General features: G+C 42.2%; 17 protein-coding genes and 2 pseudogenes. 6 read left to right on the top strand and 13 right to left on the bottom strand.

Annotated elements, in window-relative coordinates; genetic code table 11:
- Positions 1-172 precede the first annotated feature (172 nt).
- The 3 genes from ACWATR_RS00525 to ACWATR_RS00515 all read right to left on the bottom strand — a co-directional run bounded on the left by ACWATR_RS00525 (position 173) and on the right by ACWATR_RS00515 (position 5,204).
- Positions 173-1,777, bottom strand: a complete 1,605-nt coding sequence (locus ACWATR_RS00525; RefSeq protein ID WP_435024779.1) for a serine/threonine-protein kinase — start codon at positions 1,775-1,777, stop codon at positions 173-175.
- Between the two features lie 298 nt (positions 1,778-2,075).
- Positions 2,076-2,906 (bottom strand): squalene/phytoene synthase family protein, encoded by an 831-nt coding sequence (locus ACWATR_RS00520; protein WP_460328470.1) that lies wholly within the window; start codon positions 2,904-2,906, stop codon positions 2,076-2,078.
- A 768-nt stretch (positions 2,907-3,674) separates the two neighbouring features.
- Positions 3,675-5,204 carry an FAD-dependent oxidoreductase gene (locus ACWATR_RS00515; RefSeq protein ID WP_460328469.1) on the bottom strand — a complete coding sequence of 510 codons (1,530 nt, stop codon included), beginning with the start codon at positions 5,202-5,204 and terminating at the stop codon, positions 3,675-3,677.
- A 793-nt stretch (positions 5,205-5,997) separates the two neighbouring features.
- On the opposite strand from ACWATR_RS00515, the gene ACWATR_RS00510 reads away from it, so the two are divergent.
- On the top strand, positions 5,998-6,252 hold the full coding sequence (locus ACWATR_RS00510) for a DUF7219 family protein (RefSeq protein ID WP_460328467.1): 255 nt from the start codon (positions 5,998-6,000) through the stop codon (positions 6,250-6,252).
- A gap of 178 nt (positions 6,253-6,430) precedes the next feature.
- Here the strand turns inward: ACWATR_RS00510 and ACWATR_RS00505 are convergent, their stop codons facing one another.
- Genes ACWATR_RS00505 through ACWATR_RS00485 form a run of 5 tightly spaced genes read right to left on the bottom strand, consistent with a single transcriptional unit; the run spans position 6,431 to position 10,103 of the window.
- Positions 6,431-7,255 carry a phosphate ABC transporter ATP-binding protein gene (locus ACWATR_RS00505; protein ID WP_460328465.1) on the bottom strand — a complete coding sequence of 275 codons (825 nt, stop codon included), beginning with the start codon at positions 7,253-7,255 and terminating at the stop codon, positions 6,431-6,433.
- Positions 7,255-8,094: a phosphate ABC transporter permease PstA gene (gene pstA, locus ACWATR_RS00500; RefSeq protein WP_460328464.1), complete on the bottom strand. Its 840-nt coding sequence runs from the start codon at positions 8,092-8,094 to the stop codon at positions 7,255-7,257. The genes ACWATR_RS00505 and pstA overlap by 1 nt, the downstream gene beginning before the upstream one ends.
- Positions 8,087-8,941: a phosphate ABC transporter permease subunit PstC gene (gene pstC, locus ACWATR_RS00495; protein ID WP_460328463.1), complete on the bottom strand. Its 855-nt coding sequence runs from the start codon at positions 8,939-8,941 to the stop codon at positions 8,087-8,089. Before pstC ends, pstA begins: the two co-directional genes overlap by 8 nt.
- On the bottom strand, positions 8,922-9,776 hold the full coding sequence (locus tag ACWATR_RS00490) for a phosphate ABC transporter substrate-binding protein (protein WP_460328461.1): 855 nt from the start codon (positions 9,774-9,776) through the stop codon (positions 8,922-8,924). The genes pstC and ACWATR_RS00490 overlap by 20 nt, the downstream gene beginning before the upstream one ends.
- A 21-nt stretch (positions 9,777-9,797) precedes the next feature.
- On the bottom strand, positions 9,798-10,103 hold the full coding sequence (locus tag ACWATR_RS00485) for an ArsR/SmtB family transcription factor (protein WP_292721949.1): 306 nt from the start codon (positions 10,101-10,103) through the stop codon (positions 9,798-9,800).
- Between the two features lie 274 nt (positions 10,104-10,377).
- On the opposite strand from ACWATR_RS00485, the gene ACWATR_RS00480 reads away from it, so the two are divergent.
- The 3 genes and pseudogenes from ACWATR_RS00480 to ACWATR_RS00470 all read left to right on the top strand — a co-directional run bounded on the left by ACWATR_RS00480 (position 10,378) and on the right by ACWATR_RS00470 (position 11,225).
- Positions 10,378-10,518, top strand: a complete 141-nt coding sequence (locus tag ACWATR_RS00480; RefSeq protein WP_460328458.1) for a hypothetical protein — start codon at positions 10,378-10,380, stop codon at positions 10,516-10,518.
- Positions 10,519-10,623: 105 nt separating this feature from the next.
- Positions 10,624-10,913 (top strand): annotated as a pseudogene (locus ACWATR_RS00475) (ISKra4 family transposase); the annotation flags it as partial.
- Positions 10,914-11,099: 186 nt separating this feature from the next.
- Complete coding sequence (locus ACWATR_RS00470; protein WP_460328456.1) at positions 11,100-11,225, top strand: hypothetical protein; 126 nt, start codon at positions 11,100-11,102, stop codon at positions 11,223-11,225.
- Between the two features lie 71 nt (positions 11,226-11,296).
- Here ACWATR_RS00470 and ACWATR_RS00465 read toward each other — a convergent pair whose 3' ends face one another.
- On the bottom strand, positions 11,297-11,551 hold the full coding sequence (locus tag ACWATR_RS00465) for a hypothetical protein (protein ID WP_460328454.1): 255 nt from the start codon (positions 11,549-11,551) through the stop codon (positions 11,297-11,299).
- Positions 11,552-11,909: 358 nt separating this feature from the next.
- Complete coding sequence (locus ACWATR_RS00460) at positions 11,910-12,377, bottom strand: AAC(3)-I family aminoglycoside N-acetyltransferase (protein ID WP_460328452.1); 468 nt, start codon at positions 12,375-12,377, stop codon at positions 11,910-11,912.
- Between the two features lie 45 nt (positions 12,378-12,422).
- On the opposite strand from ACWATR_RS00460, the gene ACWATR_RS00455 reads away from it, so the two are divergent.
- Entirely contained in the window at positions 12,423-12,548 is a 126-nt protein-coding gene (locus tag ACWATR_RS00455) for a hypothetical protein (protein WP_460328450.1), read from the top strand.
- 163 nt (positions 12,549-12,711) lie between these two features.
- Here ACWATR_RS00455 and ACWATR_RS00450 read toward each other — a convergent pair whose 3' ends face one another.
- Positions 12,712-13,278: a D-glycero-alpha-D-manno-heptose-1,7-bisphosphate 7-phosphatase gene (locus ACWATR_RS00450; RefSeq protein WP_460328448.1), complete on the bottom strand. Its 567-nt coding sequence runs from the start codon at positions 13,276-13,278 to the stop codon at positions 12,712-12,714.
- 30 nt (positions 13,279-13,308) lie between these two features.
- Between ACWATR_RS00450 and ACWATR_RS00445 the strand changes: the two genes are divergently transcribed.
- Positions 13,309-13,437: a hypothetical protein gene (locus ACWATR_RS00445; protein WP_255264458.1), complete on the top strand. Its 129-nt coding sequence runs from the start codon at positions 13,309-13,311 to the stop codon at positions 13,435-13,437.
- A gap of 29 nt (positions 13,438-13,466) precedes the next feature.
- On the opposite strand, the pseudogene ACWATR_RS00440 reads toward ACWATR_RS00445, so the two are convergent.
- Together ACWATR_RS00440 and ACWATR_RS00435 are read right to left on the bottom strand one after the other, a co-directional pair.
- Positions 13,467-13,646, bottom strand: a pseudogene (locus ACWATR_RS00440) (hypothetical protein); the annotation flags it as partial.
- A 78-nt stretch (positions 13,647-13,724) separates the two neighbouring features.
- The gene (locus ACWATR_RS00435) at positions 13,725-13,865 is read right to left on the bottom strand and encodes an IS4/Tn5 family transposase DNA-binding protein (protein ID WP_460328446.1); all 141 of its coding nucleotides are present in this window, start codon (positions 13,863-13,865) and stop codon (positions 13,725-13,727) included.
- Between the last annotated feature and the right edge of the window lies 1 nt (position 13,866).

The raw sequence follows: 13,866 nt of genomic DNA, 5'->3' as shown, positions 1-13,866 counted from the left end.
CGTAGGCAGGGAATAGGGAATAGGCAATAGGCAATAGGCAACAGGAAAGAAGGCTTCTTAGTTGTACTGAGTTTTTTCAGAAATCAAATATGAGTCCTATAACAGTTACAAGTGTTTACCATATTCAGTGCTGAGTGAAGAAAGAGTACTCAGCATTCTTCATACTTTCAAATTACAATAAACCTCGTTTTCCATTGGGGCGCACAGTCATCCAATTTGTTTTTGCTAGTGCTAACTGCTCATCAGAAATTTTGGCACTGGTGAGATTAGCACCACACAAATTAGCTCCTCGGAGGTTAGCATTGCTAAGATAAGCATTGCTGAGGTCTGCACCTCGCAGGTCTGCCCCTTCTAAATCAGCATGGTTAAAGTATGCTTTGGTCAAATTAGCATCTTTAAGATTTGCTCTAGTCAGACTGGCTCTGCCAAAGTCACTATTGTGAAGATTAGCTCCCTGAAGATTGGTTTTTTGCAATTGAGCAGAATGGAAATTTGTTTGGGATAAGTCAGCCCCTTGCAGATTCAGCAAATTTAAATTGTGTAGGGCAAAATCCCGTCTTCCCTTCAGATAGGCTGTTAATAAACTTTGAGTATCTAACTTCCGCTCAACTCTAGAATTTTGAACTTGTGAACCATTACTGTTGCTGTTAGCTAAAGTGGTTGATTTGGCCATTCCAGAACCCTGGTGCAATCCACCTGCTTCTGCTGCCTTGGCTCGTCTAGCGCGAATTGCTGCCGCTACCTGTGCTACTCCTGTATTGCTAACACCAGTAGAAGGGTGATTAGATAAAACAGCAGAATTTTCCAGGTAGTTATGTGTTCGCTCTTTAGATCCACTATCAGATTTAATCAGTAAACCCTTTGCTAAACTATCTAAGTATGGTTCTATTTCCAAGGCTCTGAGAACTTCTGCCGCTGACTGATAGCGACTACGTACAGACACGTCTAACATTTTTCGCAAGACATTGCTCAAGTGGTCACTCACTTGCACAAGCTGCTCCCACATCATCTCGCCGGTGTTGGGATTGTAATCTAAATCTTTAGGAGTTTTGCTAGTCAGTAAATAAATGCATGTCACCCCTAGTGCATAAATATCACTGGCGTAGACTGGACGCATAGCCATTTGCTCTGGAGGTGCAAAACCAGGAGTACCAATGGCATAAGCAGTTAATGCTGTCTGTCCTGATGGACTTGCCGCACCTTGGCTGATTTGGTTTTTGACGGCACCAAAGTCGATGAGTACCATTCTGGCATCTTGAGTGCGGCGAATTAAGTTGGCTGGCTTGATATCACGGTGGATCACCTTTTGCTCGTGGATGTATTGGAGAAGTGGCAAAACTTCGCTCAAAAATTGCTTGACTCCAGTTTCGCTCAAGATGCCGTTAAGTTTGACCTCCTCCTGCAAGGTATCACCACTGATGTATTCTTGAACTAAGTAGAATTGCTCATGATCTTCAAAATAATCTAACAATCTTGGTACTTGGGGATGATTGCCAATCTTACCTAGAGTTTTGGCTTCTCGCTCAAAGAGTTCTCTGGCCATCTGTAAAACGTGTGGGGCGCTTCCTGATGGGCGTAATTGTTTGATTACGCAACTCGGTTCTCCTGGTAGGCCTTGATCATTGGCTAAGAAGGTTGCTCCAAAGCCACCCTGACCTAATGGTTTGATCACCTGATAGCGATCGCGCAACAGTAGTTGCGAGCCACAAGACTGACACCTTTGGCTATATGCCAAATTTTCTGGATTGGGACAGGTAGGATTTAAGCAGTAGCTCATGCACTCTCAACTCGCTGCACGAATAATCACGGGGAGTGTTATACTCCCTTTCAATTATTTAGATATTCATCAACTCCTGCCAGGTCATTTTTGCTGGAAATCCTTTGAAGAGTTGCTAAAGTTTAGCTAATTTTACGTAAAGCACTCGCTAGAACAAGATAATTTATTATACTTACACTGATAAATTTGGAGGGCAGTGCCCAATGCCAGTTGCTTTACTTGGAGAAACCCCAAGACCACACTGGCTATCCAACAGAAAATCACTGTAGGATTTTGGATGCCCAAATTTGCAGGCAATTTAGCTAGCTTTCATGTTTACACTAATCAACTGTTCGATAAGGGCAAAAACATCACTGCGGCTGAGTTTCTCTTTACCATTAGCAAGGGCGTCAAGAGTTCCATTAGCCAAGGTTAAGGGAATTTGGCAAAAATCTAAGGCTGGGCCAGTAGGAAGGTCTTTAGTATAAGCTTCTGCCAGGGCTAGATTGCGCCGGGCATACTCTTGCATATTTTCTACATTCCAACCCTCTGGGAAGAATTCTACCCCACGCCCCAAATCTTCAGTATGGTTACGCAGGATATTAACTGCTTGTAAGCCCCGACCAAATCCAATTGCCTGGGTACGGTTCGTTTGTGTTCCATCATACCAAGCCCATAAGTCTGAAAGTAACAATCCCACTGCACCTGCAACCCCAAAGGTATAACGATCCAAATCAGCTTCTGTGTAAATTTTCCAGTTTCTTTCTGCCCAATAAGCCATCCGGTCTGCCATTGCAGCAGTGGCATCCCAAATTCGAGGTGCAATGGTGTCTGGTGCTAGCAGCGACCATTCTCTAAGGCTCAAAGTGACTTCTTCTAATGAATTCTCATACCCACTAAATCCTGCAAAGAAAGCATCTACCGCGAAGCCATCAACCCCTGCCTGTAATGTCAGGCTAATGCTTCTTAATAACTTCGCTTTAGTAACATTATCTAATTCAGGATGATCTTCAATTTCATCAATGGCACGCATACACAAATATGCTGATGCTACTGCTTCTTGCAATCCTGGCGGTAAAAGACTAATTGGTATATAAAAAGTTCGGCTAGTTTCTTTGAGGATTTGCAATGCATCTCTACGTAAATTCATGTTTTCACTCCCCGCTTGATTTTTGCACCACATGAAGTTTGCAGTTTTTTGATGATACTGGATATAGTTTTGACTAAACCTTAAAAACTATAGACTATAAGATACGCTAGTATTTCATCTAAAAATTAATAGTTTTGGTGTTGCAATTAACAAAAGTCTCAAATTGATCAAAGTCTAGTCCAGTATATAGGTTTTTGGTTGCAAAAATGTGTGAGGTGTCGTTTGATATAGCTTTCATAAACTTTTAATATAGATATAAAGAATTATGGTAATATTTGGTTGAATATCACAAAATTTTTCCATGAGCAAACATCCATTTTATGGATTTGAAAGCGTTTAATGTCTGCGTTAATCTGACTAAAAAAGTGTAATTATTGTATATATAAAGACAATTTAGGAACAGATGACAACGAATAACAGCATTTGTACGCACCTTGAGATGCGAACAGCGGTTTCCCGAAGAGTTAAGGTAAGTTAAATTGGACACAGATGACTGCGACGGTCTACGTCTACGCTAATCAAATATTGACCATAACCCATAACCATAAGTTCCCGTATATTTACTACATTGACAATAAAAAAGTGAGCTATTTGCCCACTCAACAAAAAATTTATCAATATTTTTACCTAGAACTGATGCGACCAAAGGAATTAAGGGTTTAACAAGAGAGGCAGGAGGTAGGAGGAATAGAAGAATATTGTCCTCTGTCTCCTGCGGCAACCAGAGGGAGTAAGGGTCTAAGTTCCCCACCAAAATCTCTGCCTACTTCATTTGTTTTCCATTGGTGTCAGTCCATTAATGGCTGGGCCGTTGATTACCTCTCCCTGCGTATTAAACCGCGAACCGTGACACGGGCAATCCCAGGTTTTTTCTGAAGAATTCCAGGCGACGATACAATTGAGGTGAGTACAGATTGCAGAATGTTCGTGTAATGTACCGTTTTCATCTCGATAGGCTGCGACTTTTGTCAAACCACGCCGCACTACTGCACCTGTACCGGGAGTGACTTTTTCGACGGAATCAACATCTCCTGGTGTCACCCACTCTAAATACTGGGCAGCAACGTTGAGATTCTCAGATATAAAATCACTTACTCCACCAATTCTCGCACGCGATGGGTCATAAAGCTCTGCCCAGGTATTCTTTCGCCCTAAAATCAAATCAGTTAAGAGTATGCCTGCGATCGTCCCGTGGGTCATTCCTATGCCTGTATCACCGGTGACGATGTAGACGTTTTCCTCATCAAAGGGGTTTTTGCCAATGTAGGCTATACCATCATCAGAATTCATTACCTGACCTGACCAGCGAAATAAAACTTCCTGTGCCATCGGGAAACGTTCTCGCGTCCATGTCTCGAGTTTGGCATATCGTGAGGAGGCATCGTCAGCTTGTCCGGTTTTGTGGTCTTCACCGCCAACAATTAATACATCATACTGTTCGTCAATGCTTTGCGTTCGCACGTAGTGGTAAGGATCGAGGGTATCCCAGTAAAGTGCTTTAAAAACAGAATCGTGAGGCACTTTTGCACCGATGACAAAAGTCATATATGGAGCCTGCTTAAAGTGCATAGTAGCCAAGTTACTGATGGGTGAGTTGGTGGCTACTACCACAGCATCAGCTGTTACAACTTTACCACTGCTCGTCTCAACGCGGGCGGGTAAACCACCTTTGATTTTTTCTACGTGCGTCCCTGTGTAAATTCTCCCGCCACGGCGTTGAATGGCTTCTGCAAGTCCACTTAGATACTTCAGCGGGTCAAATTGTCCTTGTTGGGGAAAGCGTAGACACACTCCTGTATCAAAATCAGTTAGCGGCGCTTTTTTCACCATTTCTACATCAGTCAGTCCAACTCGATGTACTGCTTCTAACTCCTGCTGAATCTCATCTATTGATTTTAGGTCTGGGGGAAAAAGATAGCCGTCAAGTCGCTCAAAGTCACAGTTAATGTTTTCTTGAGTTGCGATCGCCTCTATAGTATTAATTGCTGTTGCATGACTTTGGGCAACAAGTTTTGCACCCTCTTTACCGTGTATTTGCTCCAGTTCGTGGTAGGGATAACTTAGCACGTTCGATAGGTGTGCCGTTGTTCTTGCCGTTTGACCACCACCAATGGGGCCATCATCTAACACGACTACTGACTTACCTTCACGGGTTAACATATAAGCAGTTGACATCCCCGCTATCCCAGCACCGACAACGCACACATCTGCATGAGTATTTTCGGTAAGCACAAGTTGATCTGGGACTTCTGCCGTTGTCATCCAAATAGAAATAGTTTTACCAGAGTCGTTTCGCATATTCTTATAGAGTCTCAAGCCAAATTTAGTTGCTGGAAAGAAAGTTTTAGGGATAAGGGCGATGGCAAGGTAATAGGACTTATGCACAAGATATCTTTCAACTCCTTAACAAGTAGGCTCTAGAGAGTCACCCTTTTTTAAGGCTTGATTGAGGGAGCGATGTTTCAATTTTTCAGTGTGTAGGTCTTGACTAAAAAGGAAGGTAAAATGAAAAATATTTTCGCATTTTCCTTTTTTTGCTGTGCCTCTATATACCTTACTATCCTTGCTAAAACTAAGTTAAGATGTGTATTCCAGCTTGTTGTTTTGTAAGTCTAAACTATTATTTATAAATAAAGTATCTATACGATGATAGACATTGAAAATATACTTTATTGGGGATGAAACTGGCAGAAAAATATACTATGAAAAGAGGTGAGATTATTCTATAATTTCTTTAAATTTTGATTAAGCATGAATTATCAATATTGGTGAAGCTATTAGCTTGTAGTGCTAATCCCAGATTATGGTGAGTAGGGTCAAGGCGTAAGGCTTTTTGGTAGGCGGCGATCGCCTTTGATTTCTTGCTCAGGGATATTGTGCGATCGCTATTGGCTAATTCTCAAAGTCAACAAAGCGATGCCTGCGGTGGGTTGCGCCAACACCTTTTTAACTTGACAGTTCGTGTTCAAAGGTGCAAGCTTGGAGTTCAGAGATGGAATGATGAGGTTGTGAAGGGGAGCGTAGAACCACAGGATCGCACATTGCCTCAATGCGATTCTTGATACAGGCTACATTACTATAAAAGTGAGAATTGTCTCATGAGGAAGACAAAAATAAATTCCTTTCCCCTCGTGGTCGCTACTACGGACAAGTTAAACCAGAAAACTTAGTGTTTAATGCTAACTTGCAAGAATTTGCTCAAAAAGTTAGCATGATCACCAGTTTAGAAAGCAATGGTAAGCTTGACCCAGAAGATGCTTATCAGCAAATTAAGGGACTTTGGAAACAGTTAAAGCATAGTAAGAAGGAACTGGGAATTGGTGAGGAGCCATCAGCAACAGCCTGAAATTCTTCTAACTTTGGGGTAATCACCTCAAACTCATTGCGCCTGAGTGACACTAGAGTTAAATTAATGGTCAACTAACTAATGGCACGCTTGTAAACGTGAAATTATCGCTAGGTCTGGGTGTGGGGGGTTGGGTGTCGGGTGTAGGAAACAATATTTACCAGTGTGGATGTGAAGACTACCCGCGAATACCATTCACATAACCAGCCGTCAAATCGTTCTGTGGTGCGGTAAAAATCTGTTCGACTGTACCATACTCGATTAATCTTCCCATTTCTGCTTGTACCCAAAACAGGGCAGCGTAATCGCCAATGCGTCTAGCTTGAGCGAGGTTGTGGGTGACAATTACCACTGTGTAACGTCCTCGCAAACTGGCAATTAAATCCTCAACTACCCCACTAGAAATCGGATCGAGGGCACTACAGGGTTCATCAAATAATAAAACTTCTGGTTGCAGAACTAAAGCACGAGCAATACACAAACGCTGCTTTTGTCCGCCAGACAGAGATAAGGCAGAGGTATGGAGTCGATCCTTGACTTCGTTCCACAGTCCGACATCTTGGAGTGTGGTTTCAATCAGCCAATCAAGTTTTTCGCGGTTTTTGATCCCGTGTTCTTGTAGTGGAAATGCCAGATTCTTCCAGATTGAGAAGGGGAAAGGATTTGGCTTTTGAAAGATTGTACCCACACGCCGACGTAGGGCGATGCCTTCGGCGAGCGGAGCTAACGCATCTATCCGATTATTAAGAATTTCTAAACCATCTAAACGAATGCTTCCTACAACTTTGGTATGAGGTATTAAATCAGTCAAGCGATTGAGACAACTCAAAAAACTGGTTTTGCCACAACCAGAAGGCCCCACCAGTGCAGTAATCTTACCTGCTGCGATCAGCATGGTTACGTCTGTAAAAGCAGCTTTTTTGCCATAATATAAACTCAGCTGCTCGGTTTGCATTGAAGGCAGAGATAACCGAGAATTTTGTCTAAGTTGCGATTTGTTCATTAAGATGTAATCCTCCTACCTAACCAAGATCGGGCTGTCCACGTTGCGATACCATTTACCAGCAACAATAAAATCAACAACACCAAGGCAGAGGCGTAGGCGTTAGCATCCCCACCAGCAACATTCATTGATAAATCGAAAATGTGAATCGATAGCGATCGCCCAGAATCAAGTAATGACTCTGGCATTCGATCTACATAACCACTGGTAAAAATCAGTGCGGCTGTCTCAGCGATCGCTCTGCCAATTCCCAGAACCAAACCCACAACTAATCCAGGTGTCGCTGCTGGTAATAGCAATTTGCCTAATGTGGTAGTGCGTGATAATCCTAAAGCCGCAGCCCCTAATCGGTAATCAGCCGGAACACTCCGAAATCCTGCTTCTGTGGAACGAATCAGAATTGGCAACACCATACAAGCCAAAGTCAACCCACCGGACAAAATCGAAAAGCCTAATCCCAAGTGAATCGAGAAAAAGGCGTTACCAAACAAGCCAAAAACAATAGATGGGACTCCCGCCAACACATCCAAACTGCGACGCACTAAACGCCCAAAGACACTTTCAGTGGCAGTAAACTCGGCTAACAGTACGGCAGTACCAACACCAAGGGGGAGAGAAACCGCCATACAAACCCCCAATATCAGACAAGTAGAAATCAGAATCGGGGCAATTCCTCCCTCTCGTCCCGCATTCCGAGGTTCAGTTGTCAAAAATTCCCAGGAAATGTGCCCTACACCGTGCCACACGATATCGCCTAAAATCCAGCAGAAAACGGCACTGACAAATAAAGCGATCGCCCAAAGGACAAGAGTAGGTAGTGGAAGCGATTTTTTAGCCATAAATGTTTTTCCTGCTTATAACTTCGGCAACGCCTACTAAAGCGGCGATCGCCACCATCAGCAACAAGCCACTGACAAACAGTGCTGAACGGTGATTTCCTGTGGCATAAGCCATTTCTAAAGCAATATTGGCAGTGAGGGTGCGAAGGGGGTCAAATAAGCTTGTGGGTATTTGGACGACATTGCCACAAACCATCAAGACTGCCATTGTTTCGCCAATGGCCCGTCCCGTTCCTAAAATCAAACCAGTAAATATACCAGACTTAGCAGCCGTTAAAACAACGCTTCTGATTGTTGCCCAGCGAGAAATTCCTAAAGCGGCTGCACCCTGTAAATACTCAGTCGGGACTTCAGAAAAACTGGCTTGTGCTGTTAAGGCGATCGTTGGCAAAATCATTAATGTCAAAATAGCGATTCCCGCTAGCAGGCTAGCTCCTGGTGGTTGGAGTTTGCCAATCAGTGGCACGAGGACAACCAAACCCCAAAACCCGTAAACTACAGAAGGAATACCCGCCAGTAACTCAATTAACTGCCGATAAAATCCGCCAACCAAAGGAGGAGCATAATACTGACAAAATATTGCCGAGCCAATCCCTAAAGGTGCAGCCAACAGTACAGAACCGAGTGTCACCAACAGACTTCCCCACAGCATCGGCATCAGGTTATATAATCCTTCAGCTGGATGCCAAGAGCGATCGCTGACAAAACGCAACCATCCTACTTGTCGCAGTATTGGCAATGCTTCGAGTAATAAGAATCCGGTAATTAATGCAACAATAATACTTGTGATTAGAGCTAATAGCCGTAATATCCACAGAAGAACGATATCACTTTGAGACGGGGACAAAATCTTGCTTTTTAACAATTTCATGGACTTGCGGCGACTGTGCAAACTCAATAAATGCTCGCTCTAACCCTGCCGGCTGAGTTTTAGTAACCAAATTCAGGGGACGGGAAAGTGGAAACTTCCCATTTCGGACATTTTCTGTGGTAGCTGCGACTCTATTCAAAGGCAATAACTTAATCGGATCGCCGTTGTTGATACTAAATTCAGCAGTACCAATAGATACATATCCAATGGCGTTAGGATTACCTGCTACTGTCTTAATGCCTTGCTGATTGTCCCCAATCACAACCGATGATTTGATATCGCTATTCTTAAGTTTGAAGTAGCCAAGAAACAATTCGAGGGTAGAACGTCCCTCAGCTTTGTTGACAACTGTAATCGGTGCATTTTTGCCACTAACTTGTTGCCAGTTGTTAATCTTACCAGTGTAAATATCGATAACTTGTTGATTTGAGAGGGATTTTATGGAATTTTCTTTATGCAAAATAATGCCAATTCCATCGCGGGCAATAGCAAAAGCTTTTAAGTCTTTTTCTTCCTCTTTGAGGCTACGAGATGCCATCCCAATGTTAGCAACGCCTGTACGCGCATCAGCAATACCGCGAGATGAACCTCCTGTTTGCACATCCACTCGTACATCAGGATGCTCTGATTCAAATCGCTTACCAATTTCTGCTGCCAACGGTGCTACTGTACTAGAGCCTGTTAAAACTAACTTTCCCTGTAATTGATTGGTTGGTTGAGTAGCTGTTTTTGAAGATTGCGTACAAGATAGTAGTCCCAAGCAAATTGTGAAACCGACAGTAATAAATGCTAGGGTTTTGAGTTGTTTCATCGAAAAATTGCGTCTAAATTTTTATTCAAAACAGAGCAGACAACAGCCTAAATCAATTGCTTTACCAGTGTTGACCTGTCGAATCGTCGGTACAAAATGATAAAGTACTGCCTTGCCATCTCGTGTCGCCTCCACAAAACCTGCTGACCGCAAAATTTTTAAATGGTGGGATAACAAACTCTGCTCTAGCTTCAAGACAGCATTCAGTTCTCCGACGTGTTTCGGGCCTTCCATGAGAATTTTCACAACAGATAGACGTGTCGTATCTGCTAAAGCTTTAAGTTGACGGGCGCAAAAGTCTGTAGATGATGCATTTTTAAAGTTCATCACTTATCCTTGCTATGGCTTGAATAATCATTGATATGAAAAATTTTTCAAACTTTCTAGAGTCTATCATATTTCTTTTCCTAGAGTGATAGAAAGTGCGGAACGGATCGCACAATTACAGACTATGCATGAATAGCGATCGCAATCTGGCATTTTTGCTTTGTATCTTTATATTGCTAATGAACCTAGCATTAAACCATGCTTTATCTGCGTACACGTGTTCCAATTGCCACGTCTGCAATAACCTCTTAACTTATTCGGTTTCATTGACTAGATGATGACTCTACCATCGCTACTAGAGGAAGAGTTTTGGCAAGAATATCGTGATTTTGAGGAGTCTTTAAGTATGCAGTATGTTACTTCTGTTGAACGATTTGGTATTATCTGCTTCACTGGGAGCAATGCGATTTTGTGAGGTCGGACAAAAAAAGTGCGATGCCTTCGGCGGGCGCAGCCATCGCTGTTTTACAACGTTCGCCCGTAGCTTCAAAGATAAATTCATCCATCTGCCTAATTATGTTTATTGTGGCAAGGTCAGATAGAGCCAATTCAGGCTTTATTTAATAATTGCCGAGGCAAACAAGTTAAGAAGTTTATCGCAAATCTAGTAAAAACATCGCTCTCGCATTATTAACTACAGCTATTACACAAGCTGAACAACTGTGTTCTATTGGTTCTGGTTATGTCGAGTCTGCTATTAAACAGATTGGAGCAAGGATTAAAATTTCCGGCGCACAGTGGAATGTTGAAAGCGTCAACCAAATCCTTTCCCTTCGTTGTGCTTATCTCAATGGTTTACTTGCTATTTGAGTCTTTCTGCCAAAACTGGATGCTCCCCATGTATGTGTCAAAAAATCAGTTATGTTCATTGGCTTGAGGAGATGATGTTATGTTGACTATTTTTGGCTTTTTAGAATTACTCTAACCAAGTATGTAAAGTTTTATATCAACATTCAACGTTTCTGTATAGAATCTAATTCTGGCACAAAAGCGGATGTGTTAACCAATTTGCCTGATAGAACTGAAGCATTAGAATCTGCCTTAAAACTGAATCATATTGTCAAGGACGCAGGATACAGAGGTAAGGCTTGTAAAGTTGTTGACCATGATGGCGAAAAATGATGCTGGAATAATCGAAACTGAGAATTTACATCAGGAGAAAAATATTCAGCCGAGCGTTTTATGGGAAAATTTCAAGCCGTTTTGATAATAACCCATTTTGACTTTTTGATATTGTTTAGATATTGGTCAGCGTAGCGAAAAGCTGCTGCCTTATCGTATTTCGCTATATTCAGGGCTTGTAACAATACCTCTAAAGGAATTGCCACCTGTGTGAGCTTTTCGGCTAATATTACTGACTCTTCTTCTGTTGCTGCTACTGTCGATTCTAATGGTTCAAATTTTATTTGCTTATTTATACGGTTATCTAACATTGCAGTATCAGTCATAAATGCACCTTCAAAACTTGTATAATGCAGTTTTACTGAAAGGCAGCAGGAATGAATCAGTGTTTATGCGGGACTTATTAATCAGCTAACTTCATGAATCCGCACAATTGCCATAGCGAACGCATCTTGATTAAAAATCTTGTTCGCCATCTTTTTCCAAGATGGAAATTAATTCAAACACTTGCATATTTTCTCTCGTCCAAATTTTATCTAGTAACCGCAAATTTTCATAGGGTTTTCGCACGAAAAAAAACTGCGTTTGATCGCTGATTATGACTCAACCAGGATTTAGAAAGATTGTAAAAAATTGACCTGCTCTCTAGTATGACTTCTCGAAAAGCCACTACTCAAATAAGCGTTAGGCATTGTTATTGCCGCCATTAACTGGTATGTCGAAATGCAATACGTCTTCGCGCTCGCCCAGCTTTGTATAAAGTTTAATAGCTGGATCGTCACCGATATCCGCCTGGACGAAAATGACATAAGCTCCACATGCTGCTGCTACTTCCTTCAGCTTCTGAATTAATGCCGTTGCGATCCCCTGCCGTCGGTGTGCAGCAGCAACAGCTAGATCGTAGATATAAATCTCACTGCGCTCCTGCTCGAACTTTTTAAGCTCGTAGGCAGTAAGACCACCAACGACCTCACCTTCTTTCAATGCGGCGATCGCAATGAAGTAGTCACTATCAAGCAGTTGCAGCAGATAATCTGCACTAGGCGGATTCCCATAGGTTTCCACCTGATCGAACGCCTCACCAAAGGTCGCTAATAAAGCTTCCATTAATGCAACGTCCTCCGGCACAATCTGTTGAATGGTTAAATTCATTGGTATTTCCTAAGCTACATTCCTGTTGAGAGGCTATGATTGCAGATGTCCTCAAGTTTTGCACGTTCAAAGTTTAATCCCACCCTCTCTCGCATTACAGTGGCAGCATTTAATGAATGTGCGCTCAAAGCATGGCAAAAAGGCGGATTCCAGCAGGTACAGCCATTTTAAGCACTAGACGATAAGGAACTATTTATTATATTGGTGCAGCATGTTTGAGAAGTCTACTGTAGAACGACGAATTATTTGACCAGAATGGCAGATTGTTTGTCATCAATCTAAATTTTTCTAGGTTTCCTGTTCCAGCAATTTCTATAACTCCATGCCAGAAACCCTAAAAATTAGATACTGAATGCTTACATATCACCTGTGCTGCTATTGAAAGGTTAACCAAAATATAGTCAGCAATTCCTAAACGAGACATTTGGGGCTGGGACTGATTACCCTGATCTATCAAAATCGTTTTACACCCTGCACTATGTCCAGCTTCTACATCACTGAGATTATCACCAATAAACCAAGAATTTGCTAAATCTATATTTTGTTCGCTAGCTGCACGTAAAATCAAGCCTGGTTTTGGTTTACGGCATTCGCAAGCAATTGCATACTCAGATATTACACCATTTGGATGATGGGGACAGTAGTAGAACCCATCTAGCGATAGATCCGCTTTTTCTAATATTTCATTCAATCGCGCTTCCACTCCCGCCAAGGCAGATTCTGGGAAATAATCCCGTGCTACTCCCGACTGGTTAGTAATCACAATTAATTTATATCCAGCTTTGCTAAGTATTTGTAATCCTTCAATAGCACCGATTTTCATTTCGATTAATTGCGGATCAACATTGTTTGGTACATTTTCAATTAAAGTGCCATCTTTATCTAGAAATATCGCCGGCATTTGAGATTGCGAATTTAATTTGTTAGTTCGATGCCAAATTTTCTGATTTTCCAAGAAGTATATTTCCCCATCTTAAATCTAATACCACTTGCAAAAGATGACAACGGTGTTGCCGTGTCTCCCGTGAGCGATCGCGTCCAGCATTATCGCACAGTATAAAACTCGCCAATATAAAAAAGCAAGTATAGTCATTTACAACAGTGGCGAGATTTGATATGCTGCAATTTTAACCAACCTCGCCACAGTACCTGGATACCAATTGGTGTTTTGCTTCGATGTTCTAGGTAGCCGCCAAGACGAGCGATCACTTCGACAGCCCAATTAACTGTTAACACCTTGGGTAGTTTCGGAGATTTAGCTTTCAACAAGGAAAGTTGTGTCTCCGATACACAGCATTACATCATATTCTGCAACAGTTTCCGCCATCATTTGACAGTGCGGCTCTATTATTTTGGCAAATTCAACTTTTGGGTTAGCAAAAACTCATAGGTTCTCTTGAGTACGGTTGCTCCACTGAAGATTTCTGACAGGGCTTTGCCGAATCCAAGACTAAGAGCATAGCCTATGGACATTGCACGCTCATTCAAA

The sequence above is a fragment of the Nostoc sp. UIC 10890 genome, assembly GCF_054786515.1.
The sequence above is the reverse complement of the archived record's forward strand: the minus strand, read 5'-3'. Positions and strand labels throughout refer to the sequence as shown.

Coding starts and splice junctions, on each gene's coding strand:
- ACWATR_RS00460 (WP_460328452.1), bottom strand. CDS start 12,377: ATGAATTTAACCATTCAACAGATTGTGCCGGAGGACGTTGCATTAATG.
- ACWATR_RS00520 (WP_460328470.1), bottom strand. CDS start 2,906: ATGAATTTACGTAGAGATGCATTGCAAATCCTCAAAGAAACTAGCCGA.
- ACWATR_RS00515 (WP_460328469.1), bottom strand. CDS start 5,204: ATGCGAAACGACTCTGGTAAAACTATTTCTATTTGGATGACAACGGCA.
- ACWATR_RS00505 (WP_460328465.1), bottom strand. CDS start 7,255: ATGAACAAATCGCAACTTAGACAAAATTCTCGGTTATCTCTGCCTTCA.
- ACWATR_RS00480 (WP_460328458.1), top strand. CDS start 10,378: ATGATGACTCTACCATCGCTACTAGAGGAAGAGTTTTGGCAAGAATAT.
- ACWATR_RS00490 (WP_460328461.1), bottom strand. CDS start 9,776: ATGAAACAACTCAAAACCCTAGCATTTATTACTGTCGGTTTCACAATT.
- ACWATR_RS00465 (WP_460328454.1), bottom strand. CDS start 11,551: ATGACTGATACTGCAATGTTAGATAACCGTATAAATAAGCAAATAAAA.
- ACWATR_RS00455 (WP_460328450.1), top strand. CDS start 12,423: ATGTCCTCAAGTTTTGCACGTTCAAAGTTTAATCCCACCCTCTCTCGC.
- ACWATR_RS00485 (WP_292721949.1), bottom strand. CDS start 10,103: ATGAACTTTAAAAATGCATCATCTACAGACTTTTGCGCCCGTCAACTT.
- pstA (WP_460328464.1), bottom strand. CDS start 8,094: ATGGCTAAAAAATCGCTTCCACTACCTACTCTTGTCCTTTGGGCGATC.
- ACWATR_RS00445 (WP_255264458.1), top strand. CDS start 13,309: ATGCCAAATTTTCTGATTTTCCAAGAAGTATATTTCCCCATCTTAAAT.
- ACWATR_RS00525 (WP_435024779.1), bottom strand. CDS start 1,777: ATGAGCTACTGCTTAAATCCTACCTGTCCCAATCCAGAAAATTTGGCA.
- ACWATR_RS00450 (WP_460328448.1), bottom strand. CDS start 13,278: ATGCCGGCGATATTTCTAGATAAAGATGGCACTTTAATTGAAAATGTA.